At 72.5% G+C, this 13,216-nt stretch carries 10 protein-coding genes; 9 read left to right on the forward strand and 1 reads right to left on the reverse strand.

The genetic code is table 11. From position 1 onward, the window contains the following. Positions 1 to 262: 262 nt before the first annotated feature. Positions 263 to 823, reverse strand: coding sequence for a beta-class carbonic anhydrase (locus IEY78_RS14760; RefSeq protein ID WP_189098337.1), 561 nt, complete (start codon positions 821 to 823; stop codon positions 263 to 265). 508 nt (positions 824 to 1,331) lie between these two features. On the opposite strand from IEY78_RS14760, the gene rsmH reads away from it, so the two are divergent. From rsmH to murG, 9 genes are all read left to right on the forward strand, one after another. Further along, positions 1,332 to 2,300, forward strand: coding sequence for a 16S rRNA (cytosine(1402)-N(4))-methyltransferase RsmH (gene rsmH, locus IEY78_RS14765; protein ID WP_189098339.1), 969 nt, complete (start codon positions 1,332 to 1,334; stop codon positions 2,298 to 2,300). Continuing rightward, the gene (gene ftsL / locus IEY78_RS14770) at positions 2,297 to 2,857 is read left to right on the forward strand and encodes a cell division protein FtsL (RefSeq protein WP_189098341.1); all 561 of its coding nucleotides are present in this window, start codon (positions 2,297 to 2,299) and stop codon (positions 2,855 to 2,857) included. The genes rsmH and ftsL overlap by 4 nt, the downstream gene beginning before the upstream one ends. Before the next feature lie 7 nt (positions 2,858 to 2,864). Next, positions 2,865 to 4,865, forward strand: coding sequence for a peptidoglycan D,D-transpeptidase FtsI family protein (locus tag IEY78_RS14775; protein WP_189098343.1), 2,001 nt, complete (start codon positions 2,865 to 2,867; stop codon positions 4,863 to 4,865). Positions 4,866 to 4,883: 18 nt separating this feature from the next. Continuing rightward, positions 4,884 to 6,647 (forward strand): UDP-N-acetylmuramoyl-L-alanyl-D-glutamate--2,6-diaminopimelate ligase, encoded by a 1,764-nt coding sequence (locus tag IEY78_RS14780; RefSeq protein ID WP_373294156.1) that lies wholly within the window; start codon positions 4,884 to 4,886, stop codon positions 6,645 to 6,647. Between the two features lie 62 nt (positions 6,648 to 6,709). Further along, entirely contained in the window at positions 6,710 to 8,161 is a 1,452-nt protein-coding gene (locus IEY78_RS14785) for a UDP-N-acetylmuramoyl-tripeptide--D-alanyl-D-alanine ligase (protein WP_189098345.1), read from the forward strand. 5 nt (positions 8,162 to 8,166) lie between these two features. Beyond that, positions 8,167 to 9,231, forward strand: a complete 1,065-nt coding sequence (mraY, locus tag IEY78_RS14790; RefSeq protein ID WP_189098347.1) for a phospho-N-acetylmuramoyl-pentapeptide-transferase — start codon at positions 8,167 to 8,169, stop codon at positions 9,229 to 9,231. Next, complete coding sequence (gene murD / locus IEY78_RS14795) at positions 9,213 to 10,706, forward strand: UDP-N-acetylmuramoyl-L-alanine--D-glutamate ligase (RefSeq protein WP_373294157.1); 1,494 nt, start codon at positions 9,213 to 9,215, stop codon at positions 10,704 to 10,706. The genes mraY and murD overlap by 19 nt, the downstream gene beginning before the upstream one ends. 60 nt (positions 10,707 to 10,766) lie before the next feature. Beyond that, complete coding sequence (gene ftsW, locus IEY78_RS14800; protein WP_189098349.1) at positions 10,767 to 12,116, forward strand: putative lipid II flippase FtsW; 1,350 nt, start codon at positions 10,767 to 10,769, stop codon at positions 12,114 to 12,116. A 6-nt stretch (positions 12,117 to 12,122) separates the two neighbouring features. Then, positions 12,123 to 13,214 (forward strand): undecaprenyldiphospho-muramoylpentapeptide beta-N-acetylglucosaminyltransferase, encoded by a 1,092-nt coding sequence (gene murG, locus IEY78_RS14805; protein ID WP_189098351.1) that lies wholly within the window; start codon positions 12,123 to 12,125, stop codon positions 13,212 to 13,214. Positions 13,215 to 13,216 lie beyond the last annotated feature (2 nt).

Here is a 13,216-nt window from a genome sequence, read left to right on the forward strand (position 1 = left end):
GCCCCACTGCGGACCCGGCCCACCCCGAAAACGCGCATCGCACCCGGCCACACGGCCGGGACGACGCCACGTACGCATTCTTGCCGCCCGCGCGGCCTCGCGTCATGACCTGTGGATAACTCACAAGGTTATGTTCCGGCTTTCCCGGCCTTCGGGGCGAAACCGGCCTTCCGGCCCGGCCCCGGCCACCCCTGGCCCCCGGCCCCTGACCCCCGGCCCCCCGGTCGCCCCCGGCCCGATCGGCCGGGGGCGGTCCCGCACATCAGTCCTGCGGGTCGATCTCCCGCAGCAGACCGGTCGTCACATCGAAGACGAAGCCGCGGACATCGTCGGTGTGCGGGAGGAAGGGCGAGGTGCGCACCCGCTGCATCGACTGCCGCACGTCCTCGTCGAGGTCCTTGAACGCCTCGACCGCCCAGGTGGGGCGCTGCCCGACCTCGGCCGCCAGATCGTGGCGGAAGTCCTCGGTCAGGCCGAGCAGACCGCAGGTGGTGTGGTGGATGAGGACGACCGAGCGGGTGCCGAGCGCCCGCTGGCTGATCGTCAGGGACCGGATGATGTCGTCGGTGACCACGCCGCCGGCGTTGCGGATGGTGTGGCAGTCGCCGAGCTTCAGGCCGAGCGCGGCGTGCAGGTCGATCCGGGCGTCCATGCAGGAGACCACGGCGACCCGACGCACCGGCCGGGCGTCCATCCCGGGGTCCGTGAACGACGCGGCATAGCGCTGGTTGGCCTCGACGAGACTGTCGGTGACGGTGCCGCCGGCACCCTCGGCGGCGTTGTCGGAGGACGGGGGCAGCGGCTGCGATGCAGGTATGGGCATGCAAACACCGTAATCGGCGCCGCCCCTTCCGGCCGTGCAAGAGGCGGGGCATAGGGGGCGACATCACCCCTTGTGAGGTAACCCACAGGCCCGTCCGTTCCTCCGCCGTCCGGGTGAGCGGCCCGCGGGAAGCCGGTGGGAAAGGCCGCGGCAAAGCCGTCGCAGGACGCGCGGAACCGGTTGATTGACCGGGACGGCAGGTGGACTAAAGTGGCGCGAAGTGGGAGGCGTGACGCTCTCCTTGGATACCGGAATTCCTCGCGTGCGCGCGTCGTACGTACGGCTCGGCCTCCTCCCGCTCCCATGGTCTTCCGACGTCACTTCCCCGTCGCCGGAGGGCCACTTCCCCTTCAGAGCGGGCGGGGACCAAGCGGTACGTGCGGCATCCCCCAGCCAGCGGCCGGGGACCCTCCTGCCGCCAGCCCATCGGAAGGCACATGAGCGAGCGAAACAGGAAGAAGTGCGCGCTTCGCGCGGGCGGCCGGACCGAGCGCGGCGGAGCCGCCGGATGAACGGCAGCACCCGCCACGTCCCCGTCATGCTCCAGCGGTGCCTGGACATGCTCGCCCCCGCGCTCGCCGAGCCCGGCGCGGTCGTCGTCGACTGCACGCTCGGCCTCGGCGGCCACAGCGAGGCGCTGCTCGCCACCTTCCCCGCGGCCCGGCTCATCGCCCTCGACCGCGACCCCTCCGCCCTGAAGCTCGCGGGCGAGCGGCTCGCCCCGTACGGGGAGCGCGCCACCCTGGTGCACGCCGTCTACGACGAGCTGCCCGAGGTCCTCGACCGGCTCGGCACCCCGCGCGTCCAGGGTGTGCTCTTCGACCTCGGGGTCTCCTCCATGCAGCTCGACGAGGCCGACCGCGGCTTCGCCTACGCGCAGGACGCCCCGCTGGACATGCGGATGGACCAGACGACCGGCATCAGCGCGGCGGAGGTCCTCAACACCTACGCGCCCGGTGAGCTGGTGCGGATCCTGCGCTCCTACGGGGAGGAGAAGCAGGCCAAGCGGATCGTCGAGGCCGTCGTGCGCGAGCGCGCCAAGGAGCCGTTCACCAACAGCGCGCGGCTGGTCGAGCTGATCCGCGACGCGCTGCCGCAGGCCGCCAAGCGCACCGGCGGCAACCCCGCCAAGCGCACGTTCCAGGCCCTGCGCATCGAGGTCAACGGCGAGCTGCAGAGCGTGGAGCGGGCCGTTCCGGCGGCTGTGAAGGCGCTCGCGGTGGGCGGCCGGATCGCCGTGCTCGCCTACCACTCGCTGGAGGACCGGCTGGTCAAGCAGGTCTTCGCGGCCGGCGCCGCCAATACGGCGCCGCCCGGGCTGCCGGTCGTCCCCGAGCGCTACCAGCCCCGGCTCAAGCTGCTGACCCGCGGCGCCGAGCTCCCCACGGAGGAGGAGGTCGCCGAGAACCGCCGCGCGGCCCCGGCCCGGCTGCGCGGCGCGGAGCGCATCCGCGAGCACATCGAGGACACCGCATGAAAGGCCGGGGGAGCCCGCGCGGCAGGCAGTACCGCCTCGCCGCGCTGCTCCCCTCCGGGGCCGGTGGCCGGGGCACGGCGGCGCGCACGCCGTTCGTGTTCCTGATCGTCGTCCTGCTCGGCTCCGGCCTGATCACCCTGCTGCTGCTCAACTCCGCGCTCAACCAGGGCTCGTTCGAGCTCAGCAAGCTGGAGAAGAAGACCGACGAGCTGACGGACGAGCAGCAGGCCCTCCAGCAGGACGTGGACGCCTACTCCGCCCCGGACGCGCTGGAGCGGCGCGCCCGGAGGCTGGGGATGGTGCCCGGCGGCGCCCCGGCGTTCCTGCTCCCCGACGGCACGGTCCGCGGGCGGCCCGGCAAGGCCACGTCGACGGGGGCGCCGCTGAGCAGCTCCGCCGAGCCCTCGGCGCTGTCCGCCCCCGGCCGCACCGGATCCTCCGCACCGCCCCTCCCGGCCGGCGCCGGGGCGGCGGGACCGGAGGACGCCCCGGTGGTCGGTGCCCTGCGCGCCCCGTCCGGCGCCGCCGCCCCCTCCCCGACGACCGCCGGCAGGTGACCGCGGCATGACCGAGCCCAGGGATCCCCGCCGGGTGCCGCGCCCCGCCCAGCGCGGCGGCCAGGGAGCCGGCCGCACCGCCCGCCCGCCCGCCGGCCGCAGACCCGGCCCGCGCCCCAAGCCGGGCGCACAGCGATCCGGGGCCCGGCGCCCCGCCGCCCGCCCCGGGCAGCCGGCGCTCCGCCTCGGCAGCCCCCGCCCCCGCCTGCGGCTCATCGCCCTCGGGCTGACGCTGATCATGCTGGTCTTCGTCGTCCGGCTCTTCCAGGTGCAGGCCGTGGACGCCTCGGCGTACGCCGCCCGGGCCAACGAGAACCGCTACGTACCGGTCACCCTGGCCGCCGAGCGCGGCGCGATCACCGACCGCAACGGCGTGGACCTCGCCACCACCGTCGACGCGTACGACATCACCGCCGACCCCAGCCTGCTGGCGCCCGGCAAGATCAAGACCGGCGGTGCGCCGCAGCGGGCCGCCGCGCTGCTCGCGCCGATCCTCGGCCAGGACAAGGCCACCCTCGCCCGCAAGCTCGACCAGCCCAAGGCCCGCTATGTGCTGCTCGCCCGGCAGCAGAGCCCGCAGGTCTGGAAGAAGATCAAGGACCTGCGCGCCCGCCTCGACGCCGGTGCGGCCGCCGCCCCCAAGCGCGCCCCCCGCCCCGACGTCCTGGTCGGGATCTTCGCCGACAAGCACAGCAAGCGCCTCTACCCCAACAAGGACCTCGCCTCCGGCGTCCTCGGCTTCGTGGGCAGCGACGGCAAGGGCGGCGGCGGGCTGGAGGCACGCCTGAACCGGCAGCTGGCCGGCAAGGACGGCAAGCTGATCTACGCCCAGTCCGGCGGCCGCCGGGTGCCCACCGCCGACACCCAGGAACACCCCGCGGTCCCCGGCAGCGACGTCGAGCTGACCCTCGACCGGGACATCCAGTGGGCGGCCCAGCAGGCCATCACCGAGCAGGTCGCCGCCTCCCGGGCCGACCGCGGCTACGTCGTCGTCCAGGACAGCCGCACCGGCGAGATCCTCGCGCTCGCCAACGCGCCCGGCTTTGACCCCAACGACGTGGCGAAGGCCGAGCCGGAGTCGCTGGGCAACGCCGCGCTGTCCGACGCCTTCGAGCCGGGCTCCACCAGCAAGCTGATGTCGCTGGCCGCCGTCCTGGAGCAGGGCGTCGCCACCCCGGCCACCCGGGTCACCGTGCCCAACCGGCTGCACCGCGGCGACCGGCTGTTCGCCGACGACGTCGACCACGCCACCTGGCACCTCACGCTCAACGGCGTGCTCGCCAAGTCCAGCAACATCGGCACGATCCTCGCGGCCGGGCAGCTCGGCAAGACTCAGCCGCAGGCCAACCAGGTCCTCTACTCCTACCTGCGGAAGTTCGGGATCGGGCGGCCCACCGGGCTCGGCTTCCCCGGCGAGACCGACGGCATCCTGGCCAGGCCGGGGGACTGGAACACCTCGCAGCAGTTCACCATCCCCTTCGGCCAGGGGCTGTCGCTCAACGCCGTACAGGCCGCCTCCGTCTACTCCACGATCGCCAACGGCGGCGAGCGGATCGCCCCCACCCTGGTCCGCGGCACCACCGGCCCCGACGGGAAGTTCACCGCGGCGCCCAGGCCGGCCAGGAACCGGGTGGTCAGCCACAAGACCGCGACCACGCTGGCGACCATGCTCGAATCGGTGGTCGACGACGACGAGGGGACCGGCGCGAAGGCGAAGATCGACGGCTACCGGGTCGGCGGCAAGACCGGCACCTCCAACCGGGTGGACCCGAAGACCGGCCGCTACCACGGCTACACCGCCTCCTTCGCCGGCTTCGCCCCCGCAGACAAGCCCCGCATCACGGTCTACTGCGCGGTCCAGAACCCCACCGCGGGCAGCTATTTCGGCGGTCAGGTCTGCGGCCCGATCTACCAGCGGGTCATGGCGTTCGCGCTGAAGACCCTCCAGGTACCGCCGACCGGAGCCGAGCCCCCGCGGCTGCCGGTCACCTTCACGCCAGGCCAATGAAATCGAGGCAATTCCGCCGTGACGACCATCACCCCAGACGGCACCCCCGACGGCACCCCCATCCCGGGGAACTGCGCCCCTCCACCGCCCTCACTTCGCCCCGGGCCCGCTGTGCCCGGTACGCTCACCGCCGTGTCACACGCTGATCAGTCCCCGAAAGCCCAGCACGCCGAGAAGGCCGGTCCCGGTACCTACCCGGGAGCCCCCCGCCCTGAACGCGTCCGCCCCACCCTCCTGGCGGACCTCGCCGAGCAGCTGGGATGCCCGGCCCCCGACGCCGGCCACGCCGATGTCATGGTCACCGGCATCACCCACGACTCCCGGGCGGTACGCCCCGGTGACGTCTACGCCGCGCTGCCCGGCGCCCGTCTGCACGGCGCCGACTTCGTCGCCCAGGCCGCCGACCTCGGCGCCGCCGCGATCCTGACGGACCCGACGGGTGCCGACCGCGCCGCCGCGACCGGCCTGCCGGTCCTCTCCGTCGAGAACCCGCGCGCGCGGATGGGCGCCCTGGCCGTCTCGATCTACGGGGCACCGGGCGAGGACCTGCTCCAGATCGGCATCACCGGCACCTCCGGCAAGACCACCACCGCCTACCTCATCGAGGGCGGCCTGCGGGCCGCCGCGGCCGCGCGCCCCGACGGCGGCCCCACCGGCCTGATCGGCACCGTCGAGACCCGCATCGGCGACGAGCGCATCAAGTCGGAGCGCACCACCCCCGAGGCCACCGACCTCCAGGCGCTGTTCGCCGTGATGCGCGAGCGCGGGGTCCGCGCGGTCGCCATGGAGGTCTCCAGCCACGCCCTGGTCCTGGGCCGGGTCGACGGCTGCGTCTTCGACGTCGCGATCTTCAACAACCTCAGCCCGGAGCACATGGAGTTCCACTCCGGGATGGAGGACTACTTCCAGGCCAAGGCCCAGCTCTTCACCAAGGCCCGCAGCCGCGCCGGCGTGGTCAACCTCGACGACGAGTACGGCAAGCGCCTGGCCGAGGGCGAGTCCGAGGTCCCGGTCACCACCTTCTCCGCGGAGGGCCACCCGGACGCCGACTGGCGCGCCGCGGACGTCGAGGTCGGCGCCCTCGGCTCGACCTTCACCGTGCACGGCCCGGACGGCGTGACCGTGCGCGCCGCCTCGCCGATCGCCGGACCGTTCAACGTCGCCAACGCGCTCGCCGCGATCGTCTCGCTGGTCGTCGCGGGCATCGACGCGCAGACCGCGGCCGACGGCGTGGCCGCGGTCCCCGGCGTCCCCGGCCGCCTGGAGCGCATCGACGCCGGCCAGCCGTATCTGGCGGTCGTCGACTACGCCCACAAGACGGACGCCGTCGAATCGGTTCTGCGCGCCCTGCGCAAGGTCACCGACGGCAAGCTGCACGCCGTGCTCGGCTGCGGCGGCGACCGCGACCCGCACAAGCGCGGCCCGATGGGTGCCGCGGTGGCCCGGCTCGCCGACACCGCGATCCTGACCTCCGACAACCCCCGCAACGAGGACCCGCTCTCGATCCTCGCCACCATGCTCGCGGGCGCCGCCGAGGTGCCGATCCACGAGCGCGGCACGGTGCTGGTCGAGGAGGAGCGGGCCATCGCCATCGCCGCCGCCGTCGCCCGCGCCGAGCCCGGCGACACCGTCATCGTCGCGGGCAAGGGCCATGAGCAGGGCCAGGACATCGCCGGAGTGGTGCGCCCCTTCGACGACCGCCAGGTGCTGCGCGCCGCCATCGAGGGCTCTCAGACGTCACAGCAGTCGCAGCAGTCACCGCAGCCGAACCACCAGGGATGACACACCTCCATGCGCGCACAATCCGCTTATCGTCACCGCCCGCCCCGCGACGGGGGTGACCTGTGATCTCCCTGTCGCTCGCCGAGATCGCGAGCATTGTCGGCGGGCAGCAGTACGACATACCGGACGACGGCCGCGAGGTCACCGGACCGGTCGTGGCCGACTCCCGCGCGGTGCGGCCCGGCGCCCTGTTCGTGGCCTTCGCCGGGGAACGCGCCGACGGCCACGACTTCGCCCGGGGAGCCGTCGAGGCCGGCGCGGTGGCCGTCCTGGCCGCCCGCCCCGTGGGCGTCCCCGCGATCGTCGTCGACGACCCCACCGCCGCCCTCGGCGCGCTCGCCCGCGCCGTCGTGGAGCGGCTCGGTACCACCGTCGTCGGGCTGACCGGCTCGGCCGGCAAGACCAGCACCAAGGACCTGATCGCCCAACTGCTCCAGCGGCACGGCCCCACGGTCTGGCCCGAGGGCAACCTCAACAACGAGATCGGGCTGCCGCTGACCGCGCTGCGCGCCGAGGAGACGACCCGTCATCTCGTCCTGGAGATGGGCGCCCGCGGCGTCGGCCACATCCGCTACCTCGCCGGGCTGACCCCGCCGAGGGTCGGTGTCGTGCTCAACGTCGGCTCCGCGCACATCGGCGAGTTCGGCGGCCGCGAGCAGATCGCCCTGGCGAAGGGCGAACTCGTCGAGGCGCTGCCGTCCGCGGACGAGGGCGGTATCGCCGTGCTCAACGCCGACGATCCGTACGTGCGTGCCATGGCGGTGCGCACAACGGCCCGCACGGTGCTGTTCGGTGAGGCCGCGGACGCCGCGGTGCGCGCCGAGAATGTCCGTCTCACGGAACTCGGTCAGCCTGCCTTCACGCTTCACACACCCTCCGGGTGCAGCGATGTGACCATGCGGCTGTACGGTGAGCACCACGTGTCGAACGCGCTCGCCGCGGCCGCCGTAGCCCATGAGTTGGGCATGCCCGTCGACGAGATCGCCTCCGCGCTCTCCGAAGCCGGCACGCTCTCCCGCTGGCGTATGGAGGTCACCGAGCGCGCGGACGGCGTGACGGTCGTCAACGACGCCTACAACGCGAATCCCGAGTCCGTGCGAGCGGCGCTGCGAGCGCTGGTCGCCATGGGCGCAGCCGCCAAGGCGAAGGGCGGGCGTACGTGGGCGGTGCTCGGTGAGATGGCCGAGCTCGGCGAGGAGTCGCTCGCCGAACACGACGCGGTCGGACGCCTGGTCGTCCGGCTCAACGTCAGCAAGCTCGTGGCGGTCGGCGGCGCGGAAGCGGCGTGGCTCGACATGGGCGCCAAGAACGAGGGTTCGTGGGGTGAGGAGTCGGTGCACGTGTCCGACGCGCGGGCGGCGGTCGACCTGTTGCGCAGCGAGCTGCGGCCGGGAGATGTCGTGCTGGTGAAGGCGTCCAGGTCGGTGGGGCTGGAGCGGGTCGCCGCAGCATTGCTGGACGACGCGGGGCCGCTGGGCACCGCGGGCGCCGAGGGTGGGGCCGCGTCCCGATGAACTCGATGAAGCAGATCCTCTTCTCCGGAACGATCGGGCTCTTCCTGACCCTGATCGGCACCCCGCTGCTGATCAAACTGCTGGCCAAAAAGGGGTACGGGCAGTTCATCCGCGATGACGGCCCGCGCGATCACCACAGCAAGCGCGGTACGCCCACCATGGGTGGTATCGCCTTCATCCTGGCCACGATCATCGCCTATGTGCTGACCAAGGTGATCACGAGCAGCGACCCCACCTTCTCCGGTGTGCTGGTGCTGTTCCTGATGGCCGGCATGGGCCTGGTCGGCTTCCTCGACGACTACATCAAGATCGTCAAGCAGCGTTCGCTGGGCCTGCGGGCCAAGGCCAAGATGGCCGGCCAGCTGATCGTCGGCATCGCCTTCGCGGTGCTCTCGCTGCAATTCGCCGACCTGCGCGGACAGACCCCGGCCTCGGACCGGCTGTCCTTCACCCAGGACTTCGGCTGGCAGATCGGCCCGGTGATCTTCGTGATCTGGGCGCTGTTCATGATCCTGGCGATGTCCAACGGCGTGAACCTCACCGACGGCCTCGACGGCCTGGCCACCGGCGCCTCGGTGATGGTCTTCGGCGCGTACACCTTCATCGGCATCTGGCAGCACCAGGAGTCCTGCGCCACCCCGATCACCGCGGGACCGGCCTGCTACGAGGTACGGGACCCACTCGACCTCGCGGTCGTCGCCTCGGCCCTGATGGGTGCCTGCTTCGGCTTCCTGTGGTGGAACACCTCACCCGCCAAGATCTTCATGGGCGACACCGGCTCGCTGGCCCTGGGCGGCGCGCTGGCCGGTCTGGCGATCTGCTCCCGCACCGAGCTGCTGCTGGCCATCCTCGGCGGCCTCTTCGTCCTGATCACCATGTCCGTGGTCATCCAGGTCGGCTCGTTCCGGCTGACCGGCAAGCGGGTCTTCCGGATGGCGCCACTACAGCACCACTTCGAGCTCAAGGGGTGGTCCGAAGTCCTTGTCGTGGTCAGATTCTGGATTATCCAGGGCATGTGCGTCATCGTCGGACTTGGCATCTTCTATGGCGGTTGGCAGGCAGCGAAGTGACCACGCACGACCCGGCCGGCGGCTCCGCGGGGTTCGCCGGCCAGCACGTCACCGTGGCCGGTCTGGGCGTGAGCGGCATCAGTGCCGCCCGCGCGCTGGCCGGCCTCGGTGCCCGCGTCACCGTCGTGGACGGCGGCGACGGGGACAAGCAGCGGGCGGCCGCGCGGGAGCTGGAGGCGGCGGGGATCGCCGTCCGCCTCGGCGACGGCGCGACCCTGCCCGAGGGCACCGACCTGGTCGTGACCTCGCCCGGCTGGAAGCCGGACAGCCCGCTGTTCGCGGCGGCCGCCGCGGCCGGGGTGGACGTGGTCGGCGACGTGGAGATCGCCTGGCGGCTGCGCGAGACCGTCACGGGAGCGCCGCCCGCCGCCTGGCTCGCGGTCACCGGCACCAACGGCAAGACCACCACCGTGCGGATGCTGGCCTCGATCCTGGAGGCCGAGGGCCTGCACACCACGGCCGTCGGCAACATCGGCACCCCGATCATCGATGTCGTCCTGGGCCAGGGCAAGGACGGTGCGCGCCCCTACGACGTGCTCGCCGTCGAGCTCTCCAGCTACCAGCTGCACTGGGCGCCGTCCCTGCGCGCGCACTCCGCCGCGGTCCTCAACCTCGCCCCCGACCACCTCGACTGGCACGGCTCCATGGCGGCGTACGCGGCCGACAAGGGCCGGATCTACGAGGGCAACACCGTGGCCTGCGTCTACAACGTGGCCGACCAAGCGACCGAGGACCTGGTGCGCGAGGCCGACGTCGAGGAGGGCTGCCGCGCCATCGGCTTCACCCTCGGCGCCCCGGCCCCCTCCCAACTCGGTGTCGTCGAGGGCCTCCTCGTCGACCGTGCCTTCGTGGCGGACCGGCAGAAGCAGGCCCAGGAACTCGCCGAGGTCGCCGACATCGCCCCCGGCTCCGGGACCCCCGCCCCGCACAACATCGCCAACGCCCTCGCGGCGGCGGCGCTGGCCCGTGCCTACGGCGTCGGGCCGGCCGCCGTCCGCGACGGACTGCGCGCCTTCCACCCGGAGGCCCACCGCATCCAGCACATCGCGGACCTGGCCGGCGTCACCTACATCGACGACTCCAAGGCCACCAACACCCACGCCGCCGAGGCGTCGTTGGCCGCCTACCCGCACATCGTGTGGATCGCCGGCGGCCTGGCCAAGGGCGCGACCTTCGACGAGCTGGTGCAGAAGTCCGCGGCCCGGCTGCGCGGGGTGGTGCTGATCGGCGCCGATCGGGCGCTGATTCGCGAAGCCCTGGCGCGACACGCCCCCGATGTCCCGGTGGTCGACCTCGACCGGACCGACACTGGGGCGATGTCCGAGGCGGTCCGGGAAGCGACCCGTCTGGCCGAGCCGGGCGACACCGTCCTGCTGGCCCCGGCCTGTGCCTCGATGGACATGTTCGTCAATTACAACAAGCGGGGCGAGGCCTTCGCCGACGCGGTCGGCGAGCTGACCGCACGGGATCACTAGACCGTTTCTCCCCGCCGCCGCCGGGACCGGCCGGCGCGCGCACCTGTGGAGGGGACGAGGATGACGGCCCGATCGCCGAAGGCGGCCCCCGCACGCGTGCCGCGCCGCCCCGCCACGCTGCGGGGACCGCGCGGCCCCCGCACCCCGGGTGGCCCCCGGGGCCTCCTGGTCAGGGTGCAGCGGGCCTGGGACCGCCCGCTGACCGCCTACTACCTGATCCTCGGCGGCAGCCTGCTGATCACCGTCCTGGGCCTGGTGATGGTCTACTCGGCGTCCCAGATCAAGGCGCTGCAGTCCGGCCTGGCCCCGTCGTTCTTCTTCCGCAAGCAGCTGCTCGCGGCCGTGCTCGGCGGCGGGCTGCTGCTGGCCGCCTCCCGGATGCCGGTCCGGCTGCACCGCGCGCTGGCCTACCCGCTGCTGGCCGGCTCGGTGTTCCTGATGTGCCTGGTCCAGATCCCCGGGATAGGGGTCGCGGTCAACGGCAACCAGAACTGGATCAACCTCGGCGGGCCTTTCCAGATGCAACCCAGCGAGTTCGGCAAGCTCGCGCTGGTGCTGTGGGGCGCCGACCTGCTGGCCCGCAAGCAGGACAAGAAACTGCTGGCCCAGTGGAAGCATCTGCTGGTGCCGCTGATCCCGGTGGCCTTCCTGCTGCTCGGGCTGATCATGCTCGGCGGGGACATGGGCACCGCGATCATTCTCACGGCGATCCTCTTCGGGCTGCTGTGGCTGGCCGGTGCGCCGACCCGGCTGTTCGCGGGGGTGCTGGGCGCCGCCGCGCTGATCGGGGCCCTGCTGATCAAGACCAGCGCCAACCGGATGTCCCGGCTGGCCTGCATCGGCGCGACCGATCCGGGCCCCGGCGACCAGTGCTGGCAGGCCGTGCACGGCATCTATGCGCTGGCGTCCGGCGGATTCTTCGGTTCCGGGCTCGGTGCGAGTATGGAAAAATGGGGAGAACTCCCTGAACCGCACACCGACTTCATCTTCGCCATCACCGGGGAGGAACTGGGTCTGGCGGGGACGCTGTCGGTGCTCGCCCTCTTCGCGGCTCTAGGCTATGCGGGTATCCGCGTGGCCGGACGCACGGAGGACCCCTTCGTACGGTACGCCGCGGGAGGTGTGACCACCTGGATCACGGCGCAGGCCGTGATCAACATCGGTGCGGTGCTCGGCCTGTTGCCGATCGCCGGTGTCCCGCTCCCGCTGTTCTCCTACGGAGGCTCCGCCCTGCTGCCGACGATGTTCGCCATCGGGCTGCTGATCGCCTTCGCGCGTGACGAGCCCGCAGCACGGGCGGCGTTGACGGCCCGGTCGAAGCGGAAGCCGGTCTTCGGTAGAAGAGCGGCTGGGGTGAGATGGAAGACGATGAGACGGCGCGTCAAGAAGCGACCGTCCGGAGAGCGGTGAATTTCGGTGCATGTCGTACTCGCCGGTGGGGGGACCGCCGGCCACATCGAGCCCGCGCTCGCCCTCGCGGACGCACTGCGGAGGCAGGACCCCACCGTGGGGATCACGGCACTCGGTACGGAGAAGGGCCTGGAGACCCGGCTCGTCCCGGAGCGCGGCTATGAGCTGGGGCTGATCCCCGCCGTACCGCTGCCGCGCAAGCCCACGCCCGAACTGATCACCGTCCCCGGGCGGCTGCGCGGCACGATCAAGGCCGCCGAGCAGATCCTGGAGCGCACCAAGGCCGACTGCGTCGTCGGCTTCGGCGGCTATGTGGCGCTGCCCGGCTATCTGGCCGCCAAGCGGCTCGGGGTGCCGATCATCGTCCACGAGGCCAACGCCCGGCCCGGTCTGGCCAACAAGATCGGCTCGCGCTACGCCAAGTTCGTCGCCGTCAGCACCCCGGACAGCAAGCTGCGCGGGGCCCGCTACGTCGGGATCCCGCTGCGCCGCACCATCGCCACGCTGGACCGCGCCGCGGTCCGTCCCGAGGCGCGGGCGGCCTTCGGCCTCGACCCCAACCTCCCGACGCTGCTGGTGTCCGGCGGTTCCCAGGGTGCCCGCCGGCTCAACGAGGTCATCCAGGCCACGGTGCCGGCCCTCCAGCGCGCCGGTATCCAGGTCCTGCACGCGGTCGGCCCGAAGAACGAACTGCCGCACGTGGACAACATGCCCGGGATGCCCCCCTATGTCCCGGTACCGTACGTGGACCGGATGGATCTCGCGTACGCCGCGGCCGACATGATGCTCTGCCGCGCGGGCGCGATGACCGTCGCCGAGTTGTCCGCCGTCGGGCTCCCGGCCGCGTTCGTCCCGCTGCCCATCGGCAACGGCGAGCAGCGGCTCAACGCCCAGCCGCTGGTCAACGCCGGCGGGGGACTGCTGGTCGACGACGCCCAGCTGACCTCGGACTGGGTGCAGAGCAGTGTGCTCCCGGTCCTGGCCGATCCGCACCGGCTGTACGAGATGTCGCGCGCGGCCTCCGAGTTCGGCCGCCGGGACGCCGACGAGCTGCTGGTCGGCATGGTGTACGAGGCGATCGCGCAGCGAAACAAGTAGCG

Source organism: Streptomyces kronopolitis (assembly GCF_014646275.1).
Lineage (GTDB): Bacteria > Actinomycetota > Actinomycetes > Streptomycetales > Streptomycetaceae > Streptomyces > Streptomyces kronopolitis.

Excerpts from the sequence above, each read along its gene's own strand:
- rsmH (WP_189098339.1), top strand. The coding sequence starts at position 1,332 with ATGAACGGCAGCACCCGCCACGTCCCCGTCATGCTCCAGCGGTGCCTG.
- IEY78_RS14775 (WP_189098343.1), top strand. The coding sequence starts at position 2,865 with ATGACCGAGCCCAGGGATCCCCGCCGGGTGCCGCGCCCCGCCCAGCGC.
- mraY (WP_189098347.1), top strand. The coding sequence starts at position 8,167 with ATGAAGCAGATCCTCTTCTCCGGAACGATCGGGCTCTTCCTGACCCTG.
- IEY78_RS14760 (WP_189098337.1), bottom strand. The coding sequence starts at position 823 with ATGCCCATACCTGCATCGCAGCCGCTGCCCCCGTCCTCCGACAACGCC.
- ftsL (WP_189098341.1), top strand. The coding sequence starts at position 2,297 with ATGAAAGGCCGGGGGAGCCCGCGCGGCAGGCAGTACCGCCTCGCCGCG.
- ftsW (WP_189098349.1), top strand. The coding sequence starts at position 10,767 with ATGACGGCCCGATCGCCGAAGGCGGCCCCCGCACGCGTGCCGCGCCGC.